The organism is Butyricimonas sp. Marseille-P2440 (genome assembly GCF_900091675.1).
Classification (GTDB): Bacteria; Bacteroidota; Bacteroidia; order Bacteroidales; family Marinifilaceae; genus Butyricimonas; species Butyricimonas synergistica.
In genome coordinates this window covers 798,069-821,118 of sequence record NZ_LT594609.1, presented here as the reverse complement: position 1 = coordinate 821,118, position 23,050 = coordinate 798,069, and the positions used below count along the sequence as shown (strand labels likewise).

The 23,050-nt window shown below is 41.9% G+C and carries 13 protein-coding genes; 1 reads left to right on the top strand and 12 read right to left on the bottom strand.

The annotated features are described in order from the left end of the window. Nucleotides 1-14 precede the first annotated feature (14 nt). Both BN8899_RS09135 and BN8899_RS09130 read right to left on the bottom strand, forming a co-directional pair. Nucleotides 15-3,506, bottom strand: a complete 3,492-nt coding sequence (locus tag BN8899_RS09135) for a SusC/RagA family TonB-linked outer membrane protein (protein WP_231932304.1) — start codon at nucleotides 3,504-3,506, stop codon at nucleotides 15-17. Nucleotides 3,507-3,799: 293 nt separating this feature from the next. Beyond that, nucleotides 3,800-4,825: a FecR family protein gene (locus BN8899_RS09130; protein WP_065219177.1), complete on the bottom strand. Its 1,026-nt coding sequence runs from the start codon at nucleotides 4,823-4,825 to the stop codon at nucleotides 3,800-3,802. 100 nt (nucleotides 4,826-4,925) lie between these two features. On the opposite strand from BN8899_RS09130, the gene BN8899_RS09125 reads away from it, so the two are divergent. Continuing rightward, nucleotides 4,926-5,465 carry an RNA polymerase sigma factor gene (locus BN8899_RS09125; RefSeq protein ID WP_148375348.1) on the top strand — a complete coding sequence of 180 codons (540 nt, stop codon included), beginning with the start codon at nucleotides 4,926-4,928 and terminating at the stop codon, nucleotides 5,463-5,465. Here BN8899_RS09125 and BN8899_RS09120 read toward each other — a convergent pair. From BN8899_RS09120 to BN8899_RS09075, 10 genes are all read right to left on the bottom strand, one after another. Continuing rightward, a complete protein-coding gene (locus BN8899_RS09120; RefSeq protein WP_065219175.1) occupies nucleotides 5,462-7,897 on the bottom strand; it encodes a hypothetical protein in 2,436 nt (811 codons plus the stop codon). The genes BN8899_RS09125 and BN8899_RS09120 overlap by 4 nt on opposite strands. A gap of 13 nt (nucleotides 7,898-7,910) precedes the next feature. Next, nucleotides 7,911-9,278, bottom strand: a complete 1,368-nt coding sequence (gene radA / locus BN8899_RS09115; RefSeq protein ID WP_065219174.1) for a DNA repair protein RadA — start codon at nucleotides 9,276-9,278, stop codon at nucleotides 7,911-7,913. A 36-nt stretch (nucleotides 9,279-9,314) separates the two neighbouring features. Next, a complete protein-coding gene (locus tag BN8899_RS09110) occupies nucleotides 9,315-9,677 on the bottom strand; it encodes a four helix bundle protein (protein WP_065219173.1) in 363 nt (120 codons plus the stop codon). Nucleotides 9,678-9,704: 27 nt separating this feature from the next. After that, nucleotides 9,705-12,044: a transglycosylase domain-containing protein gene (locus BN8899_RS09105; RefSeq protein ID WP_065219172.1), complete on the bottom strand. Its 2,340-nt coding sequence runs from the start codon at nucleotides 12,042-12,044 to the stop codon at nucleotides 9,705-9,707. Nucleotides 12,045-12,069: 25 nt separating this feature from the next. Next, the gene (locus BN8899_RS09100; protein WP_065219447.1) at nucleotides 12,070-13,617 is read right to left on the bottom strand and encodes an ATP-binding protein; all 1,548 of its coding nucleotides are present in this window, start codon (nucleotides 13,615-13,617) and stop codon (nucleotides 12,070-12,072) included. A gap of 294 nt (nucleotides 13,618-13,911) precedes the next feature. Then, nucleotides 13,912-14,319: a LytR/AlgR family response regulator transcription factor gene (locus BN8899_RS09095; protein WP_065219171.1), complete on the bottom strand. Its 408-nt coding sequence runs from the start codon at nucleotides 14,317-14,319 to the stop codon at nucleotides 13,912-13,914. Nucleotides 14,320-14,681: 362 nt separating this feature from the next. Continuing rightward, nucleotides 14,682-16,181: a DUF4998 domain-containing protein gene (locus BN8899_RS09090; protein WP_065219170.1), complete on the bottom strand. Its 1,500-nt coding sequence runs from the start codon at nucleotides 16,179-16,181 to the stop codon at nucleotides 14,682-14,684. A 3-nt stretch (nucleotides 16,182-16,184) separates the two neighbouring features. Then, nucleotides 16,185-17,495, bottom strand: a complete 1,311-nt coding sequence (locus tag BN8899_RS09085; RefSeq protein ID WP_065219169.1) for a DUF4959 domain-containing protein — start codon at nucleotides 17,493-17,495, stop codon at nucleotides 16,185-16,187. A 30-nt stretch (nucleotides 17,496-17,525) separates the two neighbouring features. Further along, nucleotides 17,526-19,481, bottom strand: coding sequence for a RagB/SusD family nutrient uptake outer membrane protein (locus tag BN8899_RS09080; RefSeq protein WP_082987006.1), 1,956 nt, complete (start codon nucleotides 19,479-19,481; stop codon nucleotides 17,526-17,528). Between the two features lie 17 nt (nucleotides 19,482-19,498). Further along, nucleotides 19,499-23,002: a TonB-dependent receptor gene (locus tag BN8899_RS09075; protein ID WP_082986976.1), complete on the bottom strand. Its 3,504-nt coding sequence runs from the start codon at nucleotides 23,000-23,002 to the stop codon at nucleotides 19,499-19,501. Nucleotides 23,003-23,050 lie beyond the last annotated feature (48 nt).

Sequence of the window (23,050 nt, the reverse complement as noted above, 5' to 3'; positions counted from 1 at the left end):
AAAAACCTCCTTAGTTAAAAACCGACAGTTACACCGACAGAGTACGTCTTGGGCTGCACGCTATCACCCAATTCCGGGTCGAAACCGTGGAATTTTTTGTCGGCAATCACGAACACGTTGTTCATCACCGCGTTCAATGACAAACTCTTCACTCCCATTCTCGTACACCACTTTTCATTCACATTCCAAGTCAAAGACATCTGTTGGCAACGGAAGAAATCGGCACTCACGACCCTAATATCCGATTGTCCCCACATATCATACACATTAAATCTTTCTTCGCTCCCAATCGTCAGCAGATTCTCGATACGACCGGAATAGACTCCCGGGATATTCGTGTGCTTCTCATCCCCGGGCTTTTTCCAACGCTTGAGCAACTCTTTACTCAGATTCACGCTGGATAACGGAATATTTCCACTCGCTGGATACGGGTTCGGCAATCTTTTTTTAGCCCCCAACAACAAAGAGAAATTCGCCCCGAAAGTCAAACCTTTCCAACGCAAGCGGGTTGTCAAACCTCCCGTGAAGTCAGGCTCATTCTTGCCCGAGTAAACCAGATTGTCCGTGTAAGCGGAAACATTTCTGAAAATAAGATCGTTGGTTTTCTCGTCTCTCACGTAATTTCCCTCCGCATCTTGCTCGTAAATCAAGTTGAATTCCGGGAGCCCGTTATCCGGGTTCACCCCTTTGAAATCGAACGACCAGAAACTGGATACCGCGTATCCCTCCTTCAATACCTTATCGGAAGAACCCGACAAATAATCCCTCATCGTGATTTCGCTAACGGAACGGGTTTTAGCCTTATTCCAGTTCTTGGATGAATTAAAACCGAGCGTCCATGCCCAGTCCTTGGTGCGAATAGGCGTGATGTTCAACGTGTACTCTACTCCAGAGTTATTAATACGCCCACCGTTGACTTCCGTCCCATCTCTACCGTATTCCAACGCAATAGGCTGGTTCACGATATTATTAGACCGCTTCGTGTAGTACTCGACGTTCATAGTGATCCATTGGACCAGTTGAACATCCAAACCGAAGTTCCAGGTCTTCGTGCGTTCCCAGCTCAAGTTGGGATTAGGAATGCGGGAAATAGTCGACATATAATCCCCGTAATAAGGCTTCGTCGTTCCCATGCTCAATATCAATTCCGGACTAATGGAATTTACCGCATTTCCCTGGATACCATAGGAGATTCTCATATTGAATTGATTCAATACATTAGAGATACGATTTAACCAAGGCTCCTGAGCCACGTTCCAAGAAACCCCGAAAGAATAGGTCGGATCAAAACGTTTATTCTGGTCTTGCCCGAAACGATTGGACGCATCATTACGCATACTGGCATTTAACACGTATCTGTTCTTGTAAGAGTAAACCAACGTGGCAAACAACGAGAATCTATTGTCTGTCATCGTACTGCGGCTCCACCCGGCACCATTGTAAAAATCATCCAGTACACCCCATCCGGTAACAGGAATATTACCGATAGGCTTCAACTCATCCAAAGGGGTCGGTTTCACGAGACTTTCGCCTCTTTCCTTCACGTATCCATATATTTTTTGCCCCCTGCTCGCTGTTTTCGCAGATGCCACTTCCGTACCTATCAACACGTTAATCCGATGGTCTTCATTAAACGATTTTTGGAAAGTAACCTTATTTTGCACATTCCAGCTCAACACATCCGAATGCCCGTTATATAACTCACCGCCGGACGGCAACATCGCGGCATTATATTTGTCCGAACCGAACGCCTCCGTGCCAAAATCATATCCCCTGTATTTCAAGGCAACGTAATGAGTTTGTTCTCCCGCGTAAGATTCCGATATGCCATTATTATTATTAATACCTCCCACGAATTCGTATTTCAACCAAGGCATAATGTCCCACGAAAGATTCAAATTTCCGCTTAACTGGGAACTTTTATTCTTGGAATAACTGTGATCCATCTCGTTCAATATATTGAAACCCAAAAACACGTGATTTTCGTTGTAACTGTATTTTCCCCTCAATTTCTCAAAATAACGGTTGCCCATATCGTCGTACGCCATGACGGAACGGCTGGTTGATGTCGCATACTCCATGGGATTGACCCCGGCGGAATATCCCCAAGTCTGGTTAACGCTACCGATCAAGCTTATATCCAAGTAAAACTTGGGATGTAATCTAACCCCGAGGTTAAGACGCCCGCTCAAATTTTTCGCGTCATTATTTTTCTCCACGCCCGACTGATCGCTGAATCCCAACGAAGCATTGTACACGATTTTCTCACTTCCCCCGGATATACTCACGTTGTGATTATGGCTAAAAGAGTTACGGGTCAGCAATTTAAACCAATTCGTGTTCGTTTTTTCCAATTTCTGTATGGCGATCTCTGCTTCATCTTTGGAGATTAGTTTATCATAGAACATGGTCATGATTCCTTCATACGTGCTCAAAGATGCCACAGGGGCGCTCTCGTACACGGCTCCCGCCTCGAAAGCTTCCCGGCTGAACTGAATCCGTTCCGCCGAATTCATCAAGTTGAACAACCCATAATGAGGACGAGCACGAAATGAAAAGGTTCCGCTGTAATTTACTGTCATCCGATCCGTTTGTCCTCTTTTCGTGGTAATCACGATCACGCCATTGGCAGCTTTAGAACCATAAATAGCAGTTGCAGAAGCATCTTTCAATACGGTAATCGTTTCAATATCCGCCGGATTCAACCAAGAAATCTGATTACCCAAGATGTTTTTCAAATCATCCACCATCATATCGTTCTGGTCCAAGGGGAGCGGGTCTGGTTGGATCACCCCGTCAACGACCCACAACGGGTCTTGGTTACCCAAAATGGTAGATGTCCCCCGGATACGGATTTTAGGACTTGTTCCCACGCGGGAACTCGTATTCATCACCATCATCCCAGCAACACGCCCCTGCAACATCTGGTCGATGGATGTGTACGCGGGCATCATGATATCTGATGCTTTCACCGTAACGGTAGAACCGACCACATCGCTCCTGCGCAATGTCTGGTAACCCGTCACAACGACTTCTTCCATCGCCTTTACATCCTCTTTCAGAATAACGTCTAAATTTGTTTTTCCCTTAATTTCAACAGTTTCCATTTTATATCCGATAAATGAAACCTGTAAAACGTCTTTCGGACCCGCAACAATTGAAAAAACACCCTCGCTATCGGAAGTTACTCCCTGGTTTGTACCGAGAAGCCGAATGGTTGCGCCAGGAAGAGAATGCCCTTTCTCGTCATAAACTCTACCGGAAATTTTCAGCAATCCCTCAGCAGTTTTTTTCCGTAAAATAATCACGATACGATTTTTCTCAAGGACATAGTCGTAAGGGCTACCCTTTAACAAAGTATCAAGTGCCTCCTCGACGGAAACATCTTTCACGATTAAAGAGAAAGAACGATTTTTATCGATCTTGTCATTACTCTGAAAACCATAATCCACTCTTGTTTGTCTGTTAATTTCTGTAAGAATCTTCTCCAAAGTGGTATCTTTCATTGAAATAGTCACTTTTTTCCGAATATCATCCAAAATAGAATTCATTGCCCCATACATACTCAACGGTATGGAACTAAGCGTTGTGAATATCAATAATACGCACAACACACTTTTTTTTAGCGATAAATGTACCGCCCTTGATTTTTTTTGCATAAATTTGTAGTACTAATTAGTTTAAATAGTAAATAATATTTACTGCATCAATGTCGCGATTGATAAAGGTCCAATTTTATGAAACCGCGATTTTGTTTTGAAGATTATCCCGCCTGGCGGGATATCTTTTTTATTCCCCATTACTTCTTTACAATGTAATGCCCCCTTTCTTTTATAAATTTACAATTTGCCATCAACTCGATAAATGAAATCACCTCCTCTATCGGTGTCTTCTTGTTCAGATTCATGGTAACCTCAATCATCGTAATGTCAGTTTGTGGTTCAAATTCAACCCCGTACCAGGCAGAAATATCTTCCAGTACAAGATTCAATTTTTTATCCTGATATTTAAACACACCATCCATCCATGCAGTAGCATAACGTGTATCCACCTGCCGAACATCGACATTCCCGGAAGCCGCATTATACGAAACCTGCTCGCCGGGAACAACTTTCACTTCTTCCCGACCGGGTGCCCGGAATCCGATTTTTCCCTCTACCAACACAGTTTCAACGGTATTTTCACAAGAGGTCTTTACATTAAATTGTGTCCCGTAAACTCGGATTCTAGAATTGGAAACACTTAGCTCGAATGGTTTTTCCGATTTAGTTACATCGAAATACGCTTCCCCGGACAATTCTACTTCCCGCTTGTCCCCGATGAACTCAACCGGGTATTTCAAGCGGCTTCCCGCGTTGAGCGTTACCCGAGTACCATCAGCAAGCGTAACATTATAAGTATATCCGGCAGGAATCACGAGCGTATTGTATTCTACTTTTTGAATATTCGATACAGAATCATACGTGATATGATTGTCCTCCACCCGAATATTTGATTCTTGAATCTTCATTTCAATTTTTTCCTCTTTCAAATTCACGCTATTTCCATTCGACAATATCAACGTCGGGACTGTCACATGGGAATCTATCTTTATCACCTTAGCCACTTCTACTGGCTCATGTTTGCTATCATCTTGCCAGAATAAAATGAATATTATTCCTATCAATCCCACTGCCGCAGCCGAACTCATTCCCCAAATCAATCGACGACGCAACCTCATTCCACGGATTCGACGATCAAAACGGAGCCCCGCCGCTTCAACCTCTTTGTCCGAGGGTATCCTTATCGTATCTAATAATTCATCAATCTCTTTTTCTGTCTTCATGATCTATGCTTTTACATATATATAAATCGAAACATGAAAAACTACCGTGAAAAAATCTTTTTCCAGAGAAAAAAACTATATTTGTAAAAACCAAAAGAATATGATGCCTCATTCAGACGAATCGGATGATGTACTTTTAAAATCGTTTAACCAACGAAATGCTCACGCATTCGGGGTTGTTTATCGTATGATATACAGGGAACTATATCTATACGCTACACGTCTATTCGAACCTCTGAACATACCTCCCGAAGATATTATTCAGGATGTCATGGTTGACATATGGCGACGGGATTCCGTTCAGTTCCCCACGCTGGCATACATTAAAACATTTTGTTTCATCGCCCTGAAAAATGCTTATAAAAATAAACTCAAACACTTGGGGCACCAACAGCGCTTTGAACTGGAATGCAGAGCAGAGTATGAATTTTCAGAAAATATAGAACGTGTGGAGCTATACAAAACCCTGTACGATTCCTTGCAAATCTTACCGGATGATTACGCCACGGTGATTCGTTTGTACCTGGAAGGCTGGAAACCGGAAGAGATTGCAACTAAATTAGGACTTGCCCTCCAAACCGTCTACAATAAACGCCGGGAAGCAGTTGTTATCCTACGCAAATACATGGTAGGACCTTAATTTCTTTTTCTTGTTGCTATTAAATGTATCTTCTCTCCTTTAGTTTTCAATTCTGCTGAAACCCATTTGCCCGTATCATCCGAGTGAGCGAAGGAACAGGTAAAAATCAATGGAGCTTTTCCCCTGGGCATATTCATTTTGGAAGAAGCCACCGGGAATCTCTTTATCTCATTCCAGTTTTTATCATATATGATGGCAAAATCGTCCCCTGAATATTTCAAATATTGTCCCTCTTCCAATATACAATCCAATGAGATCGTTGAGTAATTTGCAATTTCAAGAACGATATCCGATATTCTATCATTACTTCTTAAAATAAACTGTATCGGTTGGCGTTCATATCTATTATCGAATTCCCAACGAGATACAATAGGCTCTCCCGGTTGACGGGTAATATTCGCATGCTTGAAACGTTGCACATGAAATGGGAATAGTTCCCACGAGGAAGCAGAAGTTTCTGACAACGAGTACTCGTTTGCCACGTGCTCCATCTCCTTTTTTAACGCTACCGGGAATGCTCCGCTCAACCGAGCATTTTCCCATTCCCGAATAGCCCTTAACAGACGGTCGGCATTCCCGTTGGATTGTACTGCCCGGTTATTCGTTACCAACGTATAGCCGGCATCAAAAGCGGCACTACGAGCCAAGAGCCATTCCATATCCTCGATGCTCGTATTGGCATCGAATTTAAACCAACCAAGCATACAAGGAATCAGGTTACGGCGATAAAAATCCTGATTCATCAACCGATAATTCAATTGACTCTCCCGAAAGCCCGCATACCACGGCTCGCCCCAGTTCATACGGGTGAACGTGTGCCAATTATAATGCGTTGTCATACTGGCATCGTTGATATTATTCCGACGCTCAGGCAAGAGATGATCGTACCATTCTTTTATCATGAGGGATAAACCATACTGTCCCAAACCCGTAGACCAAGCACCTTCCAATCCATCAAAAGAAACTTGGTCAATGCCCGAATAATTAAATATTTCCGCAATATTCCGGGCGATCTCTTTCGTCAATTCTATATCTGTCAAAAACACTTTATACCCATGATCCAACAACTTACTGATGGTATCCCCTTTAGCATGAACCGATGCTTTCGTACCCCATGCCCCCCGTTGACAATTCAACAATTTCCAGGGGACTTCGTCACTCACTCGTTCGTAACGGATCAATTCTTCGCCCAGCATGACACCATGCAAATGATTATTTTCCATTTGATTGAAGAACATCGGATCAGAGATTTCAATTTCTGTTTGATTAGCCGTTACCCCTGTCGTCAAAATGGCACTACCCACTTTTGCCAAACGTTTGTCCGGTATTGGAGTCACGTAAGAATCATTGGTCGTCGTGAAATTAGAAAGCGTATGAATGCCTAATTTAATCCCTGCCAGCCCAGCTTTCTCCACACAACTTTTCAACCCATCCAACCCGTTTGGAAAATCCTTCGGGTTAAGCATAAAATTTCCCCAAGTAGAGAACGGTCCACCATGATATAAATATTTCAACCCGGTACGCTTGGTTAATTCTATCGCCTCCTCTATATTTTTCTCGTTGAAAGGATAAATAATATATGCTTGTGTCGCTTCTGGCGCACGTTTCATCCATACCCCATTTAACTCGGGATGAGGTAAATTCTCCGCTAACTCGATTTTTTCAATATAATCCAAGACTTTTCCCTCGGGACAACCGAACAAAACAATCTTACTTCCCTCCACACCTCCATCATTATATGCCGAGACGCTAAAATGAGAATGCCCCCACATGGGGATAAGACGTTCCTTATCCCGATTACGGCAATAGGCTTGTACTACGCTACCAAAATCCGTGCGTTTAGCAGCTTGTCCCCTATACAACACTTTCACGGAATCTGCCACATCCGCCAAAGAGGTCGTGGCAAAAATATCATACGAAGGATCCACATCGTCTTCCGTCGTAGGGTAACCGCCTATTGTTTTAGGATTCAATGCCTGCAAACCAATAGCATACGCACTATCCCGAACCACACCCACACATTCTCCTATCGTTTGGGAAATAGAAGTCGCATAAGGTCCCCATATCACCAAGTCGATGTCTTTTTCCGAACGGACTTCCCGGACTTCCAGTTTCACGTACATATCTACCGCTTCTATATGAATTTTCACGGAGGTTTTGTGCTTCGGATAAGTTAAGGAAAGGAGTGCATTCTCCTCGTCCCAAGCAGCAGATGAAGGGGTTTCGTATTCACCTTCCGCTCGAATCGCCAAAAGCGGAGAAACTTGATCTTTTGCAATATATTCCCGATGATTGACGTGATCGTACATAGAGGACACATACCCATCCTTATCAACCTGAAACCGAAAGGCATCCGTATCCAAAGTTACAACTGTCCGATTGCATGCACATAACAAAAACAGTACGACGATTAATAATTCGATTTTCTTCATTTGTATATGATTTTCAGTTCCCAAATAAATCCCTGCAAATATCTCCTACCCGAGAAACAAATTTTACTTTTATATGTGCCGGGGTTTTGACAAGTGCTTTTTTATTGCCAGCGGGAACAAATATTTGTTGGAATCCCAGTTTTTCGGCTTCCAGTACACGTTGCTCGATACGGCTGACGGCACGTATTTCACCCGAGAGCCCGACTTCCCCGGCAAATACTGTATCCGACGGTATCGGGGCATCGATATTCGAGGACAGTACAGCCATAACAACTCCCAAATCCAAAGCCGGGTCGCTGACCCGGATTCCTCCCGCTATATTCAAAAAAACATCTTTTGCTGCCAATCGGAAACCTACCCGCTTTTCAAGCACGGCAAGCAACATATTCAAGCGACGGGTATCAAAGCCCGTGGCAGACCTCTGGGGCGTCCCATAAGCAGCAGTACTTACCAATGCCTGCACTTCCAATAAAATTGTCCTGACGCCCTCCATTGTAGCCGCAACTGCCACTCCGCTCAAGTTCTGGTCATGAGTCGACAACAATAACTCGGACGGATTAGCCACTTGGCGCAAACCGGATTGCAACATTTCGTATATCCCGATCTCGGAGGTCGAACCGAAACGGTTCTTCATGGAACGCAGGATGCGATACATATGCTGTTGATCGCCTTCGAACTGTAACACGGTATCCACCATGTGTTCCAAAATCTTAGGACCGGCAAGCTGACCGTCTTTCGTGATATGACCGATTAATATCGTGGTGATCGTGTTTTCCTTGGAATAACGCAACAAGACATTCGTGCATTCCCGTATCTGAGAAAGGCTTCCCGGAATGGCATCCACCGCCTCAGTAGATAGAGTCTGGATAGAATCTATAATTAATAATTTCGGCTCAATCGCACGGGAATGTTCCAACACCGCTTCCAGTGAATTACCGGAAAGAAACAGGCAATCGTCATTCTCCGCACCCAAACGCTGCGCCCGCATCTTGATCTGGGACACACTTTCCTCTCCTGACACGTAGAGCACTTTCCCGTTATGGTTGTGCAGGGCGAATTGCAAAATAAGAGTGGATTTCCCGATTCCCGGTTCCCCACCCAGCAAGATCATAGATCCCGGAACGATTCCACCTCCCAACACCCGATTCAATTCACCGTCACCCGTATCCATCCGTTCGTCGGCGTTGGTTTTCACCTCGGATAGCCGCAAAGGCCGGGAAGAACTGTTCCCAATGATTGAAGCCGCCCGATTCCCCTTCACGGGAACCTCCACTTCCTCTACATAACTATTCCACTCTCCACAAGTAGCGCATTTTCCCACCCACTTTGACTCTTTCGCCCCACAATTCTGACAAACATAAACCGTCTTCGACTTCACCATAAAAATTGAAAATTGAAAATTGAAAATTGAAAATTATTAGTTTTCAAGATTCAACTTTGTTGTTTTTACTATACTAGCTGTAAGGCGAATTAATTCTCGACATTCTTCAATAATAGAATTAAATTCCGTTTCAGTTAAATATTCCGTTTCCCGCAATAAAAGAAGCCAATATTCCGTTTCATTAGCTTCTTTCAAAGCTATATTCACCTTATTAATAAAATCCGCTTTTGATTGTGCATGTTCACTCTCCCGAATCAAAGCCCCAATCGATGTTCCACTCCTAAGTAATTGCTTTGACAACACAAATTCCTTACGCTCCGCACATAAATACTTATACAAATTGACAATTCGTACTGCAAATCGAAAAGACTTCCCCGCAACGACATTTTCCTCTTTCATTTTCAATTTTCAACTTTCAATTTTCAATTAATCAAAGTATTCCTCGGAAGTATCTGTCTCTTCAACAACTCCATCTCCTTCCTCGTCGTCGCAATCGATAACCTTCGTGACCCCGTTAGGTCTTTCAAAATCCCGTTGGGGTACGGCAAGCGATTTATCAGCATACACTTTCTGCATAAACAATGCCCAAATCGGAAGTGCCATACTAGCCCCTTGACCATTCGCCAGATTCTGGAAATGGATAGAGCGGTCTTCAGCGCCTACCCACACTCCCCCGGCAAGATCGGGAGTGATCCCGATAAACCAACCGTCCGAGTGATTTTGTGTTGTACCTGTTTTTCCCCCGATCGGATTCATCAACTGATAACGGTAACGTAAACGGACACCCGTACCATCCTTTACAACACCCTTCAAGAGATTTGCCATCAGATAAGCTGTGTTCTCCGTGATAACTTCCCGGGATTCAGGATGAAATGTCGCTAACAAATTACCATATTTATCCTCTATCTTCGTCACCATTGTCGGGGAATTGTACACCCCTTTATTGGCATATACAGAGAAAGCGGAAACCATTTCTTTCACGGAAACCTCCGAAGAACCCAAAAATATAGCAGGCACGGGATCTATATAACTTGTAATACCCATCTTATGAGCCATCTGTACTACCGCCTCCGGGGTAAATTGTTTCAGCACCCAACCGGAAATATTATTCACCGAATTGGCTAATCCCCACTTCAAGGTCACCATCTCCCCTTCTCTCTTACTAGTAGAATTACGGGGAGTCCAAGTCGTCCCGTCCGGCAACACGAAAGTTTGTTGTACATTCAACACCTTATCGCACGGTCCCAAGCCCTCCTGCATTGCCAAAGTATAAAGAATCGGCTTTATCGTGGACCCGATCTGCCGTTTACCCGTGCTCACCATATCATACTGGAAATAGTGATAATTCGGACCTCCCACGTATGCCTTGATATGCCCCGTGGCAGGTTCCATTGCCATAAATCCGGCACGGAAAAACGACTTGTAATGTTTCAGAGAATCCAACGGGCTCATCATGGTATCCCGCACGCCATTCCACGTGAAAACGGACATGGCTACCGGTTTCCCGAACTCTCTCTTGATCTCGGCAAAACTCTTACCGGCTTTGTTCATGGAACGATAGCGTTCTGTGCGTCGAATGGAAGTGTTTAAAATCTCATTAACAACATCCTTCGACAAATCATTAGAAAAAGGCGGATTCGCTTTATGCCTTCTCTCCGCCATAAAAGCCGGCTGCAACGTTCCTCCCAGATGTTCGGTCATGGCTTCCTCCGCGTACTTTTGCATCCGGGAATCCAAAGTCGTGTAAATCTTCAACCCATCGGTATAAATATTATAACGAGAACCATCGGATTTTAGATTCTTATTACACCACCCGTAAAGCGGATCCTTTTCCCACGCGAGAGAATCAACCGCATACTGGTCTTTATTCCACTTGTAATTACTTCTTTCCGGCTTATTTGCTGTCAGGTATAAACGCATATATTCCCGGAAATAAGTAGCAATACCCTCTTTATGGTCTTCTTTATGGAAATCCAATCCCAAAGGCAAATTTTTCAAAGAATCAAACTCCGTTTCGGAAATCTTGTCATATTTCAACATCTGGCTCAACACCACGTTACGGCGTCCCAGCGTTTTATCCGGTCGGCGCACGGGATTAAATAAAGAAGGATTCTTCGCCATTCCCACCAACATTGCCGCCTGTTCTACCCGTAACGAATCGGGAGAAGTGGAAAAGTATATATTCGCGGCAGAATTGATGCCTACCGCCAAATTCAAAAAGTCGAACTTATTGAGATACATGGTGATAATTTCCTCTTTCGTGTAACTTTTCTCCAACTTCACGGCAATCACCCACTCCCGGAACTTACGCATCGCCAACTCCACGAAATTCTGGTTTGCCTCCCGGGGAAACAACATCTTTGCCAATTGCTGGGTAACCGTACTACCACCCCCGGCGGCAGCATCGCCTGTCACCATTCCTTTCGCCACACGAAACAATCCGCGTACGTCAATACCGCTATGGTCATAGAAACGCACGTCTTCCGTGGCAATCAAAGCATCGATCACACTTTGGGGAATATCCTTGTACTCCATATAGCGACGATTCTCGCTACCCTCGAAATACTTCCCGATGATTTTCCCGTCAGCAGAATACACCTCCGTGGCAAAATTGTTATTCGGGTTCTCCAGTTCTTCAAACGTCGGCATAAAACCTAACTTCCCGTCGGAAACCAAGTAAAAAAAGAAAAATATTCCTCCCACGAATATCACGAACAGCCCCCAAAAGATGGCAAAGTCTTTCCAGTATTTTTTTAATATCTGCATCCTGTTAAATATTTATTACCTATTTTCATTCCACTATCCACTTCCCGATATTTCGAGTTTTATTGTCAAAATTAATTCCTACCCGGAACAACTGCCGGGAATCAGCCTCGAACGGGCGAGCGTAATGCTTCTCCTCTATCTGACGCAGAGCCTCTTCCGCTGTTCCGTCCAACTTGAATTCCATCACGTAAATATAACGGTCTGTCTGCAACACCAAATCAACCCTTCCCTCCGACGTGTGATACTCGACTTTCACGTAAAAGCCCACCAAACGAAAAACAATGAAAAGTACATTCTGGTAATGTACTTCCAAATCCCGGATAATCTCGTAAGGCGTATCGGCAAAAAAACTCTGAAGCCTACACAAGAAAGCATCCGGCTTACCGGTTTCAATCTCTCGTGTAAACTGTTGTATTTCGAAAGGTGTTTCCACCTTGTTCACTCTCGTGTAAAACGGCATCAAAAACTTGACAAATCCCTCCTCCACTTCACGATTCGGGAACCCAAGAACATAATTTTCAAAGCGGGGGTCATAATCCTTAATCGTGAGATACCCGCTTTGATAAATCACGGGAATCGGGCTCTCGTCCGCGTAGATACTATTCAGTACCTCCGCGCTCGTTTCCTCCCGGGACATTTGTTCCAAATTATAATGGTTCTTCTGTAACAATTCCACCAAATAAGTCGGGGTTCCCGTTTCAAACCAGTAACTACCGAATTTCATCTTGTAAAAGGTGTTCAACACGCTAAAGGGATTATAAATTCCCTCGGAATTTTCCACGAAATGATACCCGTCATAAGACTCTTTCAACCGGGCGCATGCCCCCTCGTACGTCATTTTCTGGGCAGAAGCCAATTCGTGCAAATCAGCCTCGAAATAACGATGAATCTCTTCCCCCGTCATCCCACATATAGCAACATACCGGTTATCCATGGATATATCATTCAAATTATTGAGGTCACTGAACACGCTGACTTTCCCAAACTTGGTAACACCTGTTAATAAAGCGAACTTGATATCCCCGTCCATGGTTTTCAAAACCCCGTAAAACGGTTTCAACGTATTACGAAATTCCCGTTGCAACCCTTCGTTATGGATGGCCTGCAACATCGGCTTATCGTACTCGTCAACAAGAATTACCACCCGTTGTCCCGTCCGCTCGTGAGCCCGGCGAATAACCCCGGCGAATCGTAACGAAAACGACACCTCCGACGCTTCCCGCCCGTAAAGGTTCTCCCATCGGGTCAAGTTATCATTGAGAATATTGTCCAAGCCCTCGACAGAATCATACTTCTCGATATTCAAATCAAGATGCAGAATAGGATGTTGCAACCACTCTTTTTCCAACTCCTCCATGGCAAGACCATGAAACAGCTCACGTTTTCCTTGAAAATAAGCCTCAATCGTCGAGATAAGCAAACTTTTCCCGAACCGGCGCGGACGACTCAAAAAATAGTAACGCCCTGATTTTACCAGCCTATAAATCAACCTTGTTTTGTCCACGTAAAGATACCCGTCTTTCCGCAGGCTCTCAAAATTCTGAATACCGATAGGATATAACCCGTTGCTCATTTCTCTTGCATTTCTGCTACAAATGTACGAAAAAACAACTAATAATCTCACTCTCTCGTTTCCCATTCCTATCACTCTCTTTTCAAAAACCTTCCCGAAGGTCTTTGAAAGGAGTTTAAAAGGAATTTGAAAGGAATTTGTTCCCTGTCTTCACCGGGACTACTCCCCGTCTTCGCCGAAAATCCCCCTATCATAAATCCAAAATCATAAATCGTAAATCATAAATTGACAAGCCTTCCACCGGAGACCGCCGATAAACTTATCCACGAGACCGGTGAATATTAAATTACAAGATTACTCCTTGCGCCCCGTTTTCGGGTACTCCCGGGAAGTATCCAGTATATTGAAACAAGCCAACACGTTTTTCCGGTAATGATCCCCGATCGGAAACCATTTCCCGACGGCACGCAAGGAGTTGCCCGCCCACGTGTCGACATAACGAAGGTTCAAGATAAATCCACGGTGGACACGGGCAAAATACACGTCCGGCAATTGCCGTTCCACGACTCCCAAACGACACGCCACGGTGATCCGGGATTTATCTTTAAAATAGAAATCGCAATAATTAGCCGACGCCTCGATCCAAACGATGTCGGCGTAAAAATATTTCTTGTAATACTCGTCCTGGCGAATAAACAAGCCGTCTGCCACCAAAGGTGACACGCTCAAAGGTGCGTCCACACCCGATAAATCTGTTTTCATAGACAATTAAAATTATGCCTCATGAAATATTCACCGACGGGCGGAAACTATAAACAAAAGGGGGAGCCTACTTTTCTCAACTCCCCCAAGCACGCACCTGTTATAAATCACAAAATGAAACGATGTAAGTCTGAATCGATTGAAATACTTCTACAATTAACTAATATTCATACAATTAAAAGATTCAAATAGAGTGCGAAAAATTATTCCCTTTATAACCCTCTCTCGCCACCTTAGAGACTTATGCACATCAAAGAATATGCATTTAGTCAACAAAGTCACGGCTGCAGAAATTACAGTCGTGACTTTTATAAAAACGGCTCTTAAACTAACTATCCATAATCCAGATATTATATACTCAATTAAAATATACCTATTTCAGCCAAAGCCACTGTGAAATTTGAACCATATACTTGATCATAAACAACAAATTTCAAATATCTCCCACGTTGCAGTGATGGGAATTCAATAATTGAGATCTCTCCGGCAGTAGCTCCAATCGTATTCTCTTCGACATAAGTAATATTTTTCCAAGAAGCCTTATCATCAGAGATTTGTATCTTAATCATGGATGGTAATAACTTATTACTCATTTCATCATCTTCTGGATTAAAAATTTTCTGAACAATCTTTACCCCCCGTAAAGCATTATTCACTTTCATGTCCACAAGTATCTCATGCGTACGGGCACTAGGCAAATTTTCCGGTTGCCACCAATTATTAAGATTTCCATCAAAAAGACTTTCCAGACGAGAATTCCAAGCATCACCATCCTTGGGAATACAAGTAACATCCCAATCACTCGCATCCATGCAAATAATTTCAGGAAGAACAGGATTACCCATTTCTTGTATATAAGGTAACGTTATTTCAGGTAGGAAATGTTTATTATATCGTTCCACTTTCAAACCATATACCTCGTGTGCCACATTTAACGCAAAAAGACTTGCTTCTAACTCGTATAATCCACTAGCACTACCTGTTGAAGACAAATAAGCCTCTTGCAAATAACGATTTCTACCTAATCTTAATACCTCCAAATTCGGCAAATTCAAAATATCCTCAAATGAAGTTATCGTGTAATCAATCTCCAAAACATTCAACTCTTTCACGAAATTTTCATCAATCTCGGATTTTCCATATTTTTCCCGAATTAACCATTTAAAATCACTCGTGTACAGTTTCTCATGAGACAATTCATATGGATCAAACACTATTAAATCTTCACACCCTTCCACTCTCCCTTTCCGATTTAAAATTACCGGTTTGTTCGGATTTATATGATCTGGAAGCAAGTAATATTTACAAGCAATCAAATCGGCATTCAGTTCTAAAGTCCTTGCCTCATCTTCCCCTTCCACGTAATAACTCAATATTGCCGATTCCACCAAATCAGACCATCCTGAAAAGAAAAGTATTAAACGATCCTTCAAAAAATAATGTTTAGCAATCAAACGAGTAAAAGAAAGTATCGTTTCATGAGTTGAAGTGTAAGGACGACCGAGCAAGGGGGTTGCCAAAGAATGATTCCCCTCTTCATCAACGCCATACACTAAAACCTCATAATTACCCTCCTCAAGACCCGTAATATTATATTCTGTTTGGTCCGGTTCAAGTAACACGGAATCTTGAAATTCATCTTTTTTCCATTTCACTTTAATCTTATCTATAAGCAAATCAGGGGTGTTTTTCCATTTCACGATCAATCTTTTCCAACCGGGTGTAATAGTAACATCCGTGCATATTCCTACATACCGAATTGTTCCATCTCCCATGTAATCACTATAAGTGTCTTCCAAATCTTCACATGCAACAATTGTCAAAATTGAGAGAAGCAAACATAAATATTTCTTTATCATCATAACCTAATCTTTACTTGTATAAATTTCAACTTCATGAAGAGTTACATATTGCCCGGTATTCAAACCGAAGGGATAGCCTTCATAACAATTAAACAATTCATCTACAACTACTTTCACGTAACGATATGCTTCTCCCGTCGCTGGCAGATTCATCTCCACGCAACAAGGTTCCGCCTTTTCTATTTCTTCCGGTTCATTTAGTATACTAGAATACATGATTCCATAAGCTCGTGAGCACCATCTGGAAACCACCGTCATGTCTTTATCTTCTTCAAAAAAAGCCATTTTTTTCCAAGACGCTTCATTATTTTTATCATTTGACACATAAACAGACACTTTACATGGAAGCATATCCATCAACGTTCCATTTCTCCATATTTTATCTCCCCACGGGAATGTCTTTTGGACGTACAGTAGCGCATACAAATTAACCGAGGCTATCATCCGGGGCTCCTGTAAATCCAAAATAAATAATGGTACGCCAACAGCACCCGGACCTGCTAAATAAGTATTAAAAATTTGCTCCCCCGTATTCAAACAAATCAAGCCTTTAGTATCTCCATCAAACAAATACTCGTAGCCTAATTTAAGTTCAGGATTCTCCCGAGAAAGATTCTCTGGATCTTCAAACTTGAATTTCGAAGGTGCTAATTTTTCCGTGTTATACGCTTCCACTTTCTCCCAGATTTTTTGCTTCACCATATAACCTCGAAAATCCTCCGTGCGAATAACAACTTGATTTGTCTCCTCCGATTGCTTCAAAGCAAACGCCAAAGTATCAGATCCCTCGTTTATGGCAAAACTACTTAATAACAAGGTATCCGGTTGCTGCGTTTTCGGATCCTTCCCCACGTAAAACACATGCGCAATCCCCCTTGCTTTTTTAGGAGCATCATATGTTATCATAAAACCGTTCCACCCCGGCTTCACTTCCAAATGGTTAAAAAAAGCCACGGGTCCAGAATCTTCCGTGTCAAAAAAGACTTCCACAGGCTCCGATTCCACGTTATTACGATCACAAACGGTCACTATTGCCGGAACTCTTTTTCGAGCTTCGTTAAAACCTATCAACATTAACGAGTCACACGCGTAACTTCCCGTACGAAGTATCTCATTTCCCAAAGCATCTTGGTATCGCACTCGAATGGAAAGAACATCTTTATCCCGGGGTAACGTATAACGCATAATAGCCCCTCCTGCCATAGGTTGAAACGTAAAGTTTTCCCGGTCCACAGAAATATCAAAAAAATGATCTTCATGTTGGCACCTCCAAAATCCTACGATTAATAATAACATGAACAATATATTCTTCATAAAATTCTAAATTTTAAATTTCAGATTCACTTACCACCCCGGGTTCTGCACACAACTAGATATCAAAACCTCTTCGCTACCTATGGGGAAAAGATAATCCCGAGGAGCAACGAATTTACGCTTATCCCACACGACTACAGGTCCCTCGTAATTATTATAAAACTGTTGAGCCGTTTGTCCTAGAATATTCCACCCATATTGTGGACTATTTAGTTCGTCTGCAGCTTTCAACCAACGACGCAAATTCCAAAAACGACGTCCTTCAAACGCAAACTCAATATTCCATTCTCTCTGAATAATCTCTCGCATACCGGTCTGGCTTTTCACTTTATCCGGAATTTTAGAATAATTCAACCACGCAGTTTCCACATCCAGAATTCCCGCCCGCTCACGGACTGTATTCAACGGTTCATACACATGAGAATAATCCACAAGAGGTCCCTCGTATTCGTTCCACGCCTCCGCTTTCATTAAATAAAGTTCAGCCAAACGCATGATTATAATTCCTTCCTCCCGCATGAAAACATTCTCGTAATTATTATTTTCAACTTCCGAATAAGTTCCTTTTTTCATGTAATAGCCCGTCAAGTTCTGCGGAACAGAATTATTAATCATTGCAGCCTGCGACCCGTAACGTTCCCCACGATATGCTTTTACAATCATATCATCCGTAATTACTTTACCACGCTGCCAATGACAACGATCAGCTGCAATATGTGCATAAAAACGAGGTTCTCGCCGAAGATGCAATCCCAATACCGTATTGGTATTTAACGAAACAACATTTTTATATAACGGACTAGTTTCTTTTCCCAATTGATAACGCGAAGTATAATCCCACTGAATGTCAGCATCAATCGGAAGACCATGCTCGGTATAATACATTTCAACCATTTTCATACTCGGAGCGATACAACCTAACGCATCCCGATTATAATATTGAGTATCACTATTTTTCACGTAAGGCAATGTCCATTTACTCCAAATCGAATTTCTCAGGCTTGATGTATGAAGCATAAAAATCGCCTCCTTGTTCACGAAATTTTCTGCCAACGTAGAATTTTCGATATTAAACATCGTACCAAGCAATTTCGTTCCTTTATCCACACGCTCGTCTATCAACGATTTTCCCCCTTGCAAACAAATTACTATAGCACTGTCAGCAGCTTCCGCTGCCCGTTTCCATTTTTCCTTATCATAACTGGGGAATAATTGTTCTCCCTTTTTATTCGTGAAATTAGCAAACATCGAATTTCCATTAAAAAGCGGGGATGCCGCATATAGCAATACCTGAGCTTTTAACGTTGCCGCAGACTCCTTGTTGTGAAATGCCCAACGTCCTTGTGCTTTTTGTTCCATGTGCGGTAAATCACGAATAGCTTCGTCCAGCAAAGTGACCATTGCCTCGACACAAACATCTATCGGAGATCTAGGTTGTTGCATGATTGACGTTTCCGAATTGGCTGCAATATTTTCCGGGACAAGAATAATCGGACCATAATGACGCATTAATTCAAAATAGAAATGCGCTTTCAATGCTTTTATTTCGGCTGTCCATAATTTTCTCTCCCAATTTTCCAAATTGTATGTTCCTCCAATTTGTTCCAAAAAAATATTACAATAACGAATTCCCGCATAAAATACATCACTTTTCCAAACATTACCATACGGATATTGCGCCATTTGCAAACCATCCCCAATAAGCAAACCATTCCATTCTTGAGAAGAACCGTTTCTGATAAAGTATTGACGGGCATATTCTCCGGCAACAACCTCATCGGCTCCCGTGTAAGCGGGATTACCCGCAAAATTTGTCAATACATCCACCAAATAAAGATGGCACGCATCCAACCAGTCTTCTACTTTCTCCTTTTTCTCGAAAATAGTTTCTATCGTTTCGATATCGTTCTCTGGTACTGTATCCAAGTAATCACATCCCGATAAAAAAATAAGGAGGACAATAAATACACATATAAGATGTCTCATAATCAGCATATATTAAATTAAAAGCTAAAGTTCAACCCTATCGTATAAGTTTTTTGAATCGGATAATTAAATCCACTTTCCCCTAACTCCACATCCCATATCTTAAAATTAGAAATCAAGAAAGGATTATTAGCTCGAACAAAAAACTTCAAGTTTTGCAATCTCCATTTATTCATTAACGTCCTTGGCATATTGTAAGCCAATTCTAACGACGTACAACGTAAAAAACTACACTCGCGCATAAAATACGTGCTTTTTCGAACTTCTGCATTATTTTCGTTATACCAATCTTCTTGCGGATTATGCTGAACGATATTATACGTTGACAAACGCGGCCAAAAAGGTTTGTTCGTCATGTTATCTTCCGACCAATGATCTTTATAAATCGCTTTTAACATAGCATGATCCCCGTCAAAAGGAGATATTTCCTTAGGATTCATGAAAAAAGAACGTTTTCCTGAGCCTTGGAAAGCAAAACTAAATTCAAAATTTTTATAATTAACAAATCCTGAAAACCCATATATTAATCTTGGAGTTTCCGGGAACCCTATAAAAGTAGCATCATTAACGTCAATCTTTCCATCGTTATTAATATCTCTATACCGGATATCCCCGGGCATCACATCCCCACCTTGAACGGGAGAATTAGCAATCTCGGCTTCATCGCGAAACAATCCTTCGGCAATGTATCCTAATTGTTGCGAAAGTTCTTTACCGACTTTACGTTGCCAAGTTGGTTTATCTGTAGCTTCTTCTATTTCCTTGTAAATAGTTTTGTTATAAGTTAATGTTCCATTCAAGATCATCCACAAATCAGAATTAAAAGAATGTTGTATCTTACCAGAAAAATCAATACCGCGAGAGCGAGCTTTTCCGATATTATCCAACGGGGCATATTCCACTCCCACGGACGAAGGAATTGTAGTACGATAAGAAAGAATATTATGCCGTACCTCTTGATAAGCATCCATGGTAAATTCAAATATTCCCTTAAACCACTTGGTTTCCAATCCTAAATTCACTTGTTCCGCAATCTCCCATTGAATATTTTCATTTGCATAAGCTCTAATTCTCTGTCTATTAAACTGTCCCCCAAATGGTCGCGGACGTGCTGCTGCAGATGTTTCTATTTCTGGCATAAAGACAAACCGGGGCTCTGCAATAACACCATCATTTCCTACTTTTCCCCAGGATAAACGAAGTTTCAAAAATTCTAACCAACGGGAAGTTGACGTCATAAAGGGTTCACTCGATACGATCCAAGCTAAACCCATAGCAGGGAAAAATCCCATTCTATTCTTTTCCGCAAAACGTTCCGAACCATTATAACCAAAACTACTTTCAATAAAATAACGATCTTTATACCCGTAACTTCCTCTCATAGAAAATGTCAAATTTCTTTGAGGCATTCCTTCCAACACCTTTTCAATAGGGGTGTATGTTCTTTCCATTGCCTGAAATACAGCAGTTAATGAGGTTTGATGCTCTTTCCATGCTGCTGTATGTAATAATCGACCTTCATAAGTGACACGTGTATCCGTCGTGGATCCCGTTACCATGGGTTTCCCGAATTTATTCACAGCTATTTTCAACGTTCGCTGAGCAAAATCACTACTTAAATCCTGCAAAGTATGTTTTCCTGTTTCAAAATTATAACTGGCCAAAGCGTATTGAAAAGGTTCTGTCGTAAAACCCGTGGTATAATACCCTGTTTGAACCATAGCAATACTTGCCCTAAACTCAAGTCCTTTAATCAAAGAACCTAAATTTTGAATGTATTCTGCTTTATTAATCGTGGAATAACGAGTGCGCTCGAGATATCCTTGCTGTAATAGCATATAAGGATTCGTTTGCTTAGCAGCTGTTGTTCCAAAACGAAGATGAGGCCACCCATACCTATCATCACCGGGATAAAGTGGGGCAAAATCAACTGGAGAGGCATTAAATGCATAATAATAAGCCGTATTCATGCTTTCCAACGGACCATGGTATTTATCCAAGGTTGTGGACGTATTTACGACTAATTTTATACCAGCCTTTAAATCTATATTCAAATTAGCACGAAATGATGTTTGATTATTTTTTATATTACAATCAAAGTCATTCAATTTATCGGTTTTCAACATTCCTCTATCCAAATTATAATTTACCGAGGCGTAATACTGTATAACTTTGGATCCACCACGAATATTCAACCCCATGTGATGGTTCACATTATAATCTTTAAACATCATCTTATACCAATCATTCTGCGGATATAACCACGAAGGATATTTTCCGGAAGCCGTTCGGTTAATATATTCTTCTGTATATTTTGGAGTAGCTAACGAAGAACGCCCCACAAGCGCCTGATTATACATTCTCATGTAAATAATCGGATCTACCACATCTATTTCCCGTGTTGGCATTGAAAAAACAGATTCATAACGCACAGAAGCATAAACACTCCCCTCTTCACCTTTTTTCGTTGTCACCAAAATTACACCATTCGCTCCACGTGCACCATACATGGCTGTTGCCGAAGCATCTTTCATCACGCTAAAACTCTCAATATCCTCGGGAGCCAAACGAGCCAAATCTAGTTTCGATGTTTCCACACCATCCAAAAGAATCAAGGGATCAATATTAGCATTTGTCTGAAAAGAAGTAATTCCTCGAATATAAAATTTCGTATTCATCTCCTCTTCTGTTAAAGCACCCGGAATACCTCCCGTTTGCCAACCAATCACACCAGCAATTTTTCCGGCAAAACTAGAAGTCAAATCACTATTAGAAGATTTTAAATCCATGGGACGTACAGTTGTAATTGCCGACACAACACTCTCTTTCTTTTGTGTTCCAAATGCCACAACAGCAACCTCTTCCAAATTCTCTACCGACGGATTCAAAGTAACATCAATTCTTGTTTTTCCTTTAACAGGAACAATTTCGGTTTTATACCCAATAAAAGAAACTTGTAAAATATCATCCGGTTTCACCGAAATAGAATATTTCCCGTCAAAATCCGAAGAAACCCCTTTGGTCGTACCGTAAATCAACACCGTGGCTCCCGGAATAGTATTTCCGTTTTCATCCGTAACCTTACCGCTTACTTGGATTAATTTAACATTCTTACTCTCCTCCTGACGGACAATAGCGATATTATTTCCCGTGATCTTGTAAGTAAAACCGGTATCTTTCAACACGATTTTCAGAACCTCCTCCAACGTCATTTGCTTCACGCTAAGCGTAATAGGTTTCAATGGTTCTAACTGCGACTTCTCGTAAGCGAAATTTACCCCCGTTTGTTTTTGAATCTCCAACAACACCTCAATAATAGGGGCATCTTTTAATTCAAGTGTCACTTTTTTAGATAAGACTTCTTGAGCATTCACGCTCGTAACTCCCAATAGCAAGCAGACCCACAAGCATATCTTGCAAAAAGAACCGCCCCTATCGCGAAATAGTAAACTTTTTTTCATAACTTTGTTTTTAATATTTATCGAGTTAATTAACCGGTTCGTGATTTTCGAGATACACATCGAACCATTAATTCATTCCACAGGATGCACGTCAGCCAACGGGTATCC

Excerpts from the sequence above, each read along its gene's own strand:
- BN8899_RS09095 (WP_065219171.1), bottom strand. The coding sequence starts at position 14,319 with ATGAAAACAGATTTATCGGGTGTGGACGCACCTTTGAGCGTGTCACCT.
- BN8899_RS09080 (WP_082987006.1), bottom strand. The coding sequence starts at position 19,481 with ATGAGACATCTTATATGTGTATTTATTGTCCTCCTTATTTTTTTATCG.
- radA (WP_065219174.1), bottom strand. The coding sequence starts at position 9,278 with ATGGTGAAGTCGAAGACGGTTTATGTTTGTCAGAATTGTGGGGCGAAA.
- BN8899_RS09120 (WP_065219175.1), bottom strand. The coding sequence starts at position 7,897 with ATGAAGAAAATCGAATTATTAATCGTCGTACTGTTTTTGTTATGTGCA.
- BN8899_RS09100 (WP_065219447.1), bottom strand. The coding sequence starts at position 13,617 with ATGAGCAACGGGTTATATCCTATCGGTATTCAGAATTTTGAGAGCCTG.
- BN8899_RS09085 (WP_065219169.1), bottom strand. The coding sequence starts at position 17,495 with ATGAAGAATATATTGTTCATGTTATTATTAATCGTAGGATTTTGGAGG.
- BN8899_RS09110 (WP_065219173.1), bottom strand. The coding sequence starts at position 9,677 with ATGAAAGAGGAAAATGTCGTTGCGGGGAAGTCTTTTCGATTTGCAGTA.
- BN8899_RS09105 (WP_065219172.1), bottom strand. The coding sequence starts at position 12,044 with ATGCAGATATTAAAAAAATACTGGAAAGACTTTGCCATCTTTTGGGGG.
- BN8899_RS09075 (WP_082986976.1), bottom strand. The coding sequence starts at position 23,002 with ATGTGTATCTCGAAAATCACGAACCGGTTAATTAACTCGATAAATATT.
- BN8899_RS09090 (WP_065219170.1), bottom strand. The coding sequence starts at position 16,181 with ATGATGATAAAGAAATATTTATGTTTGCTTCTCTCAATTTTGACAATT.
- BN8899_RS09125 (WP_148375348.1), top strand. The coding sequence starts at position 4,926 with ATGATGCCTCATTCAGACGAATCGGATGATGTACTTTTAAAATCGTTT.
- BN8899_RS09135 (WP_231932304.1), bottom strand. The coding sequence starts at position 3,506 with ATGAAAGATACCACTTTGGAGAAGATTCTTACAGAAATTAACAGACAA.
- BN8899_RS09130 (WP_065219177.1), bottom strand. The coding sequence starts at position 4,825 with ATGAAGACAGAAAAAGAGATTGATGAATTATTAGATACGATAAGGATA.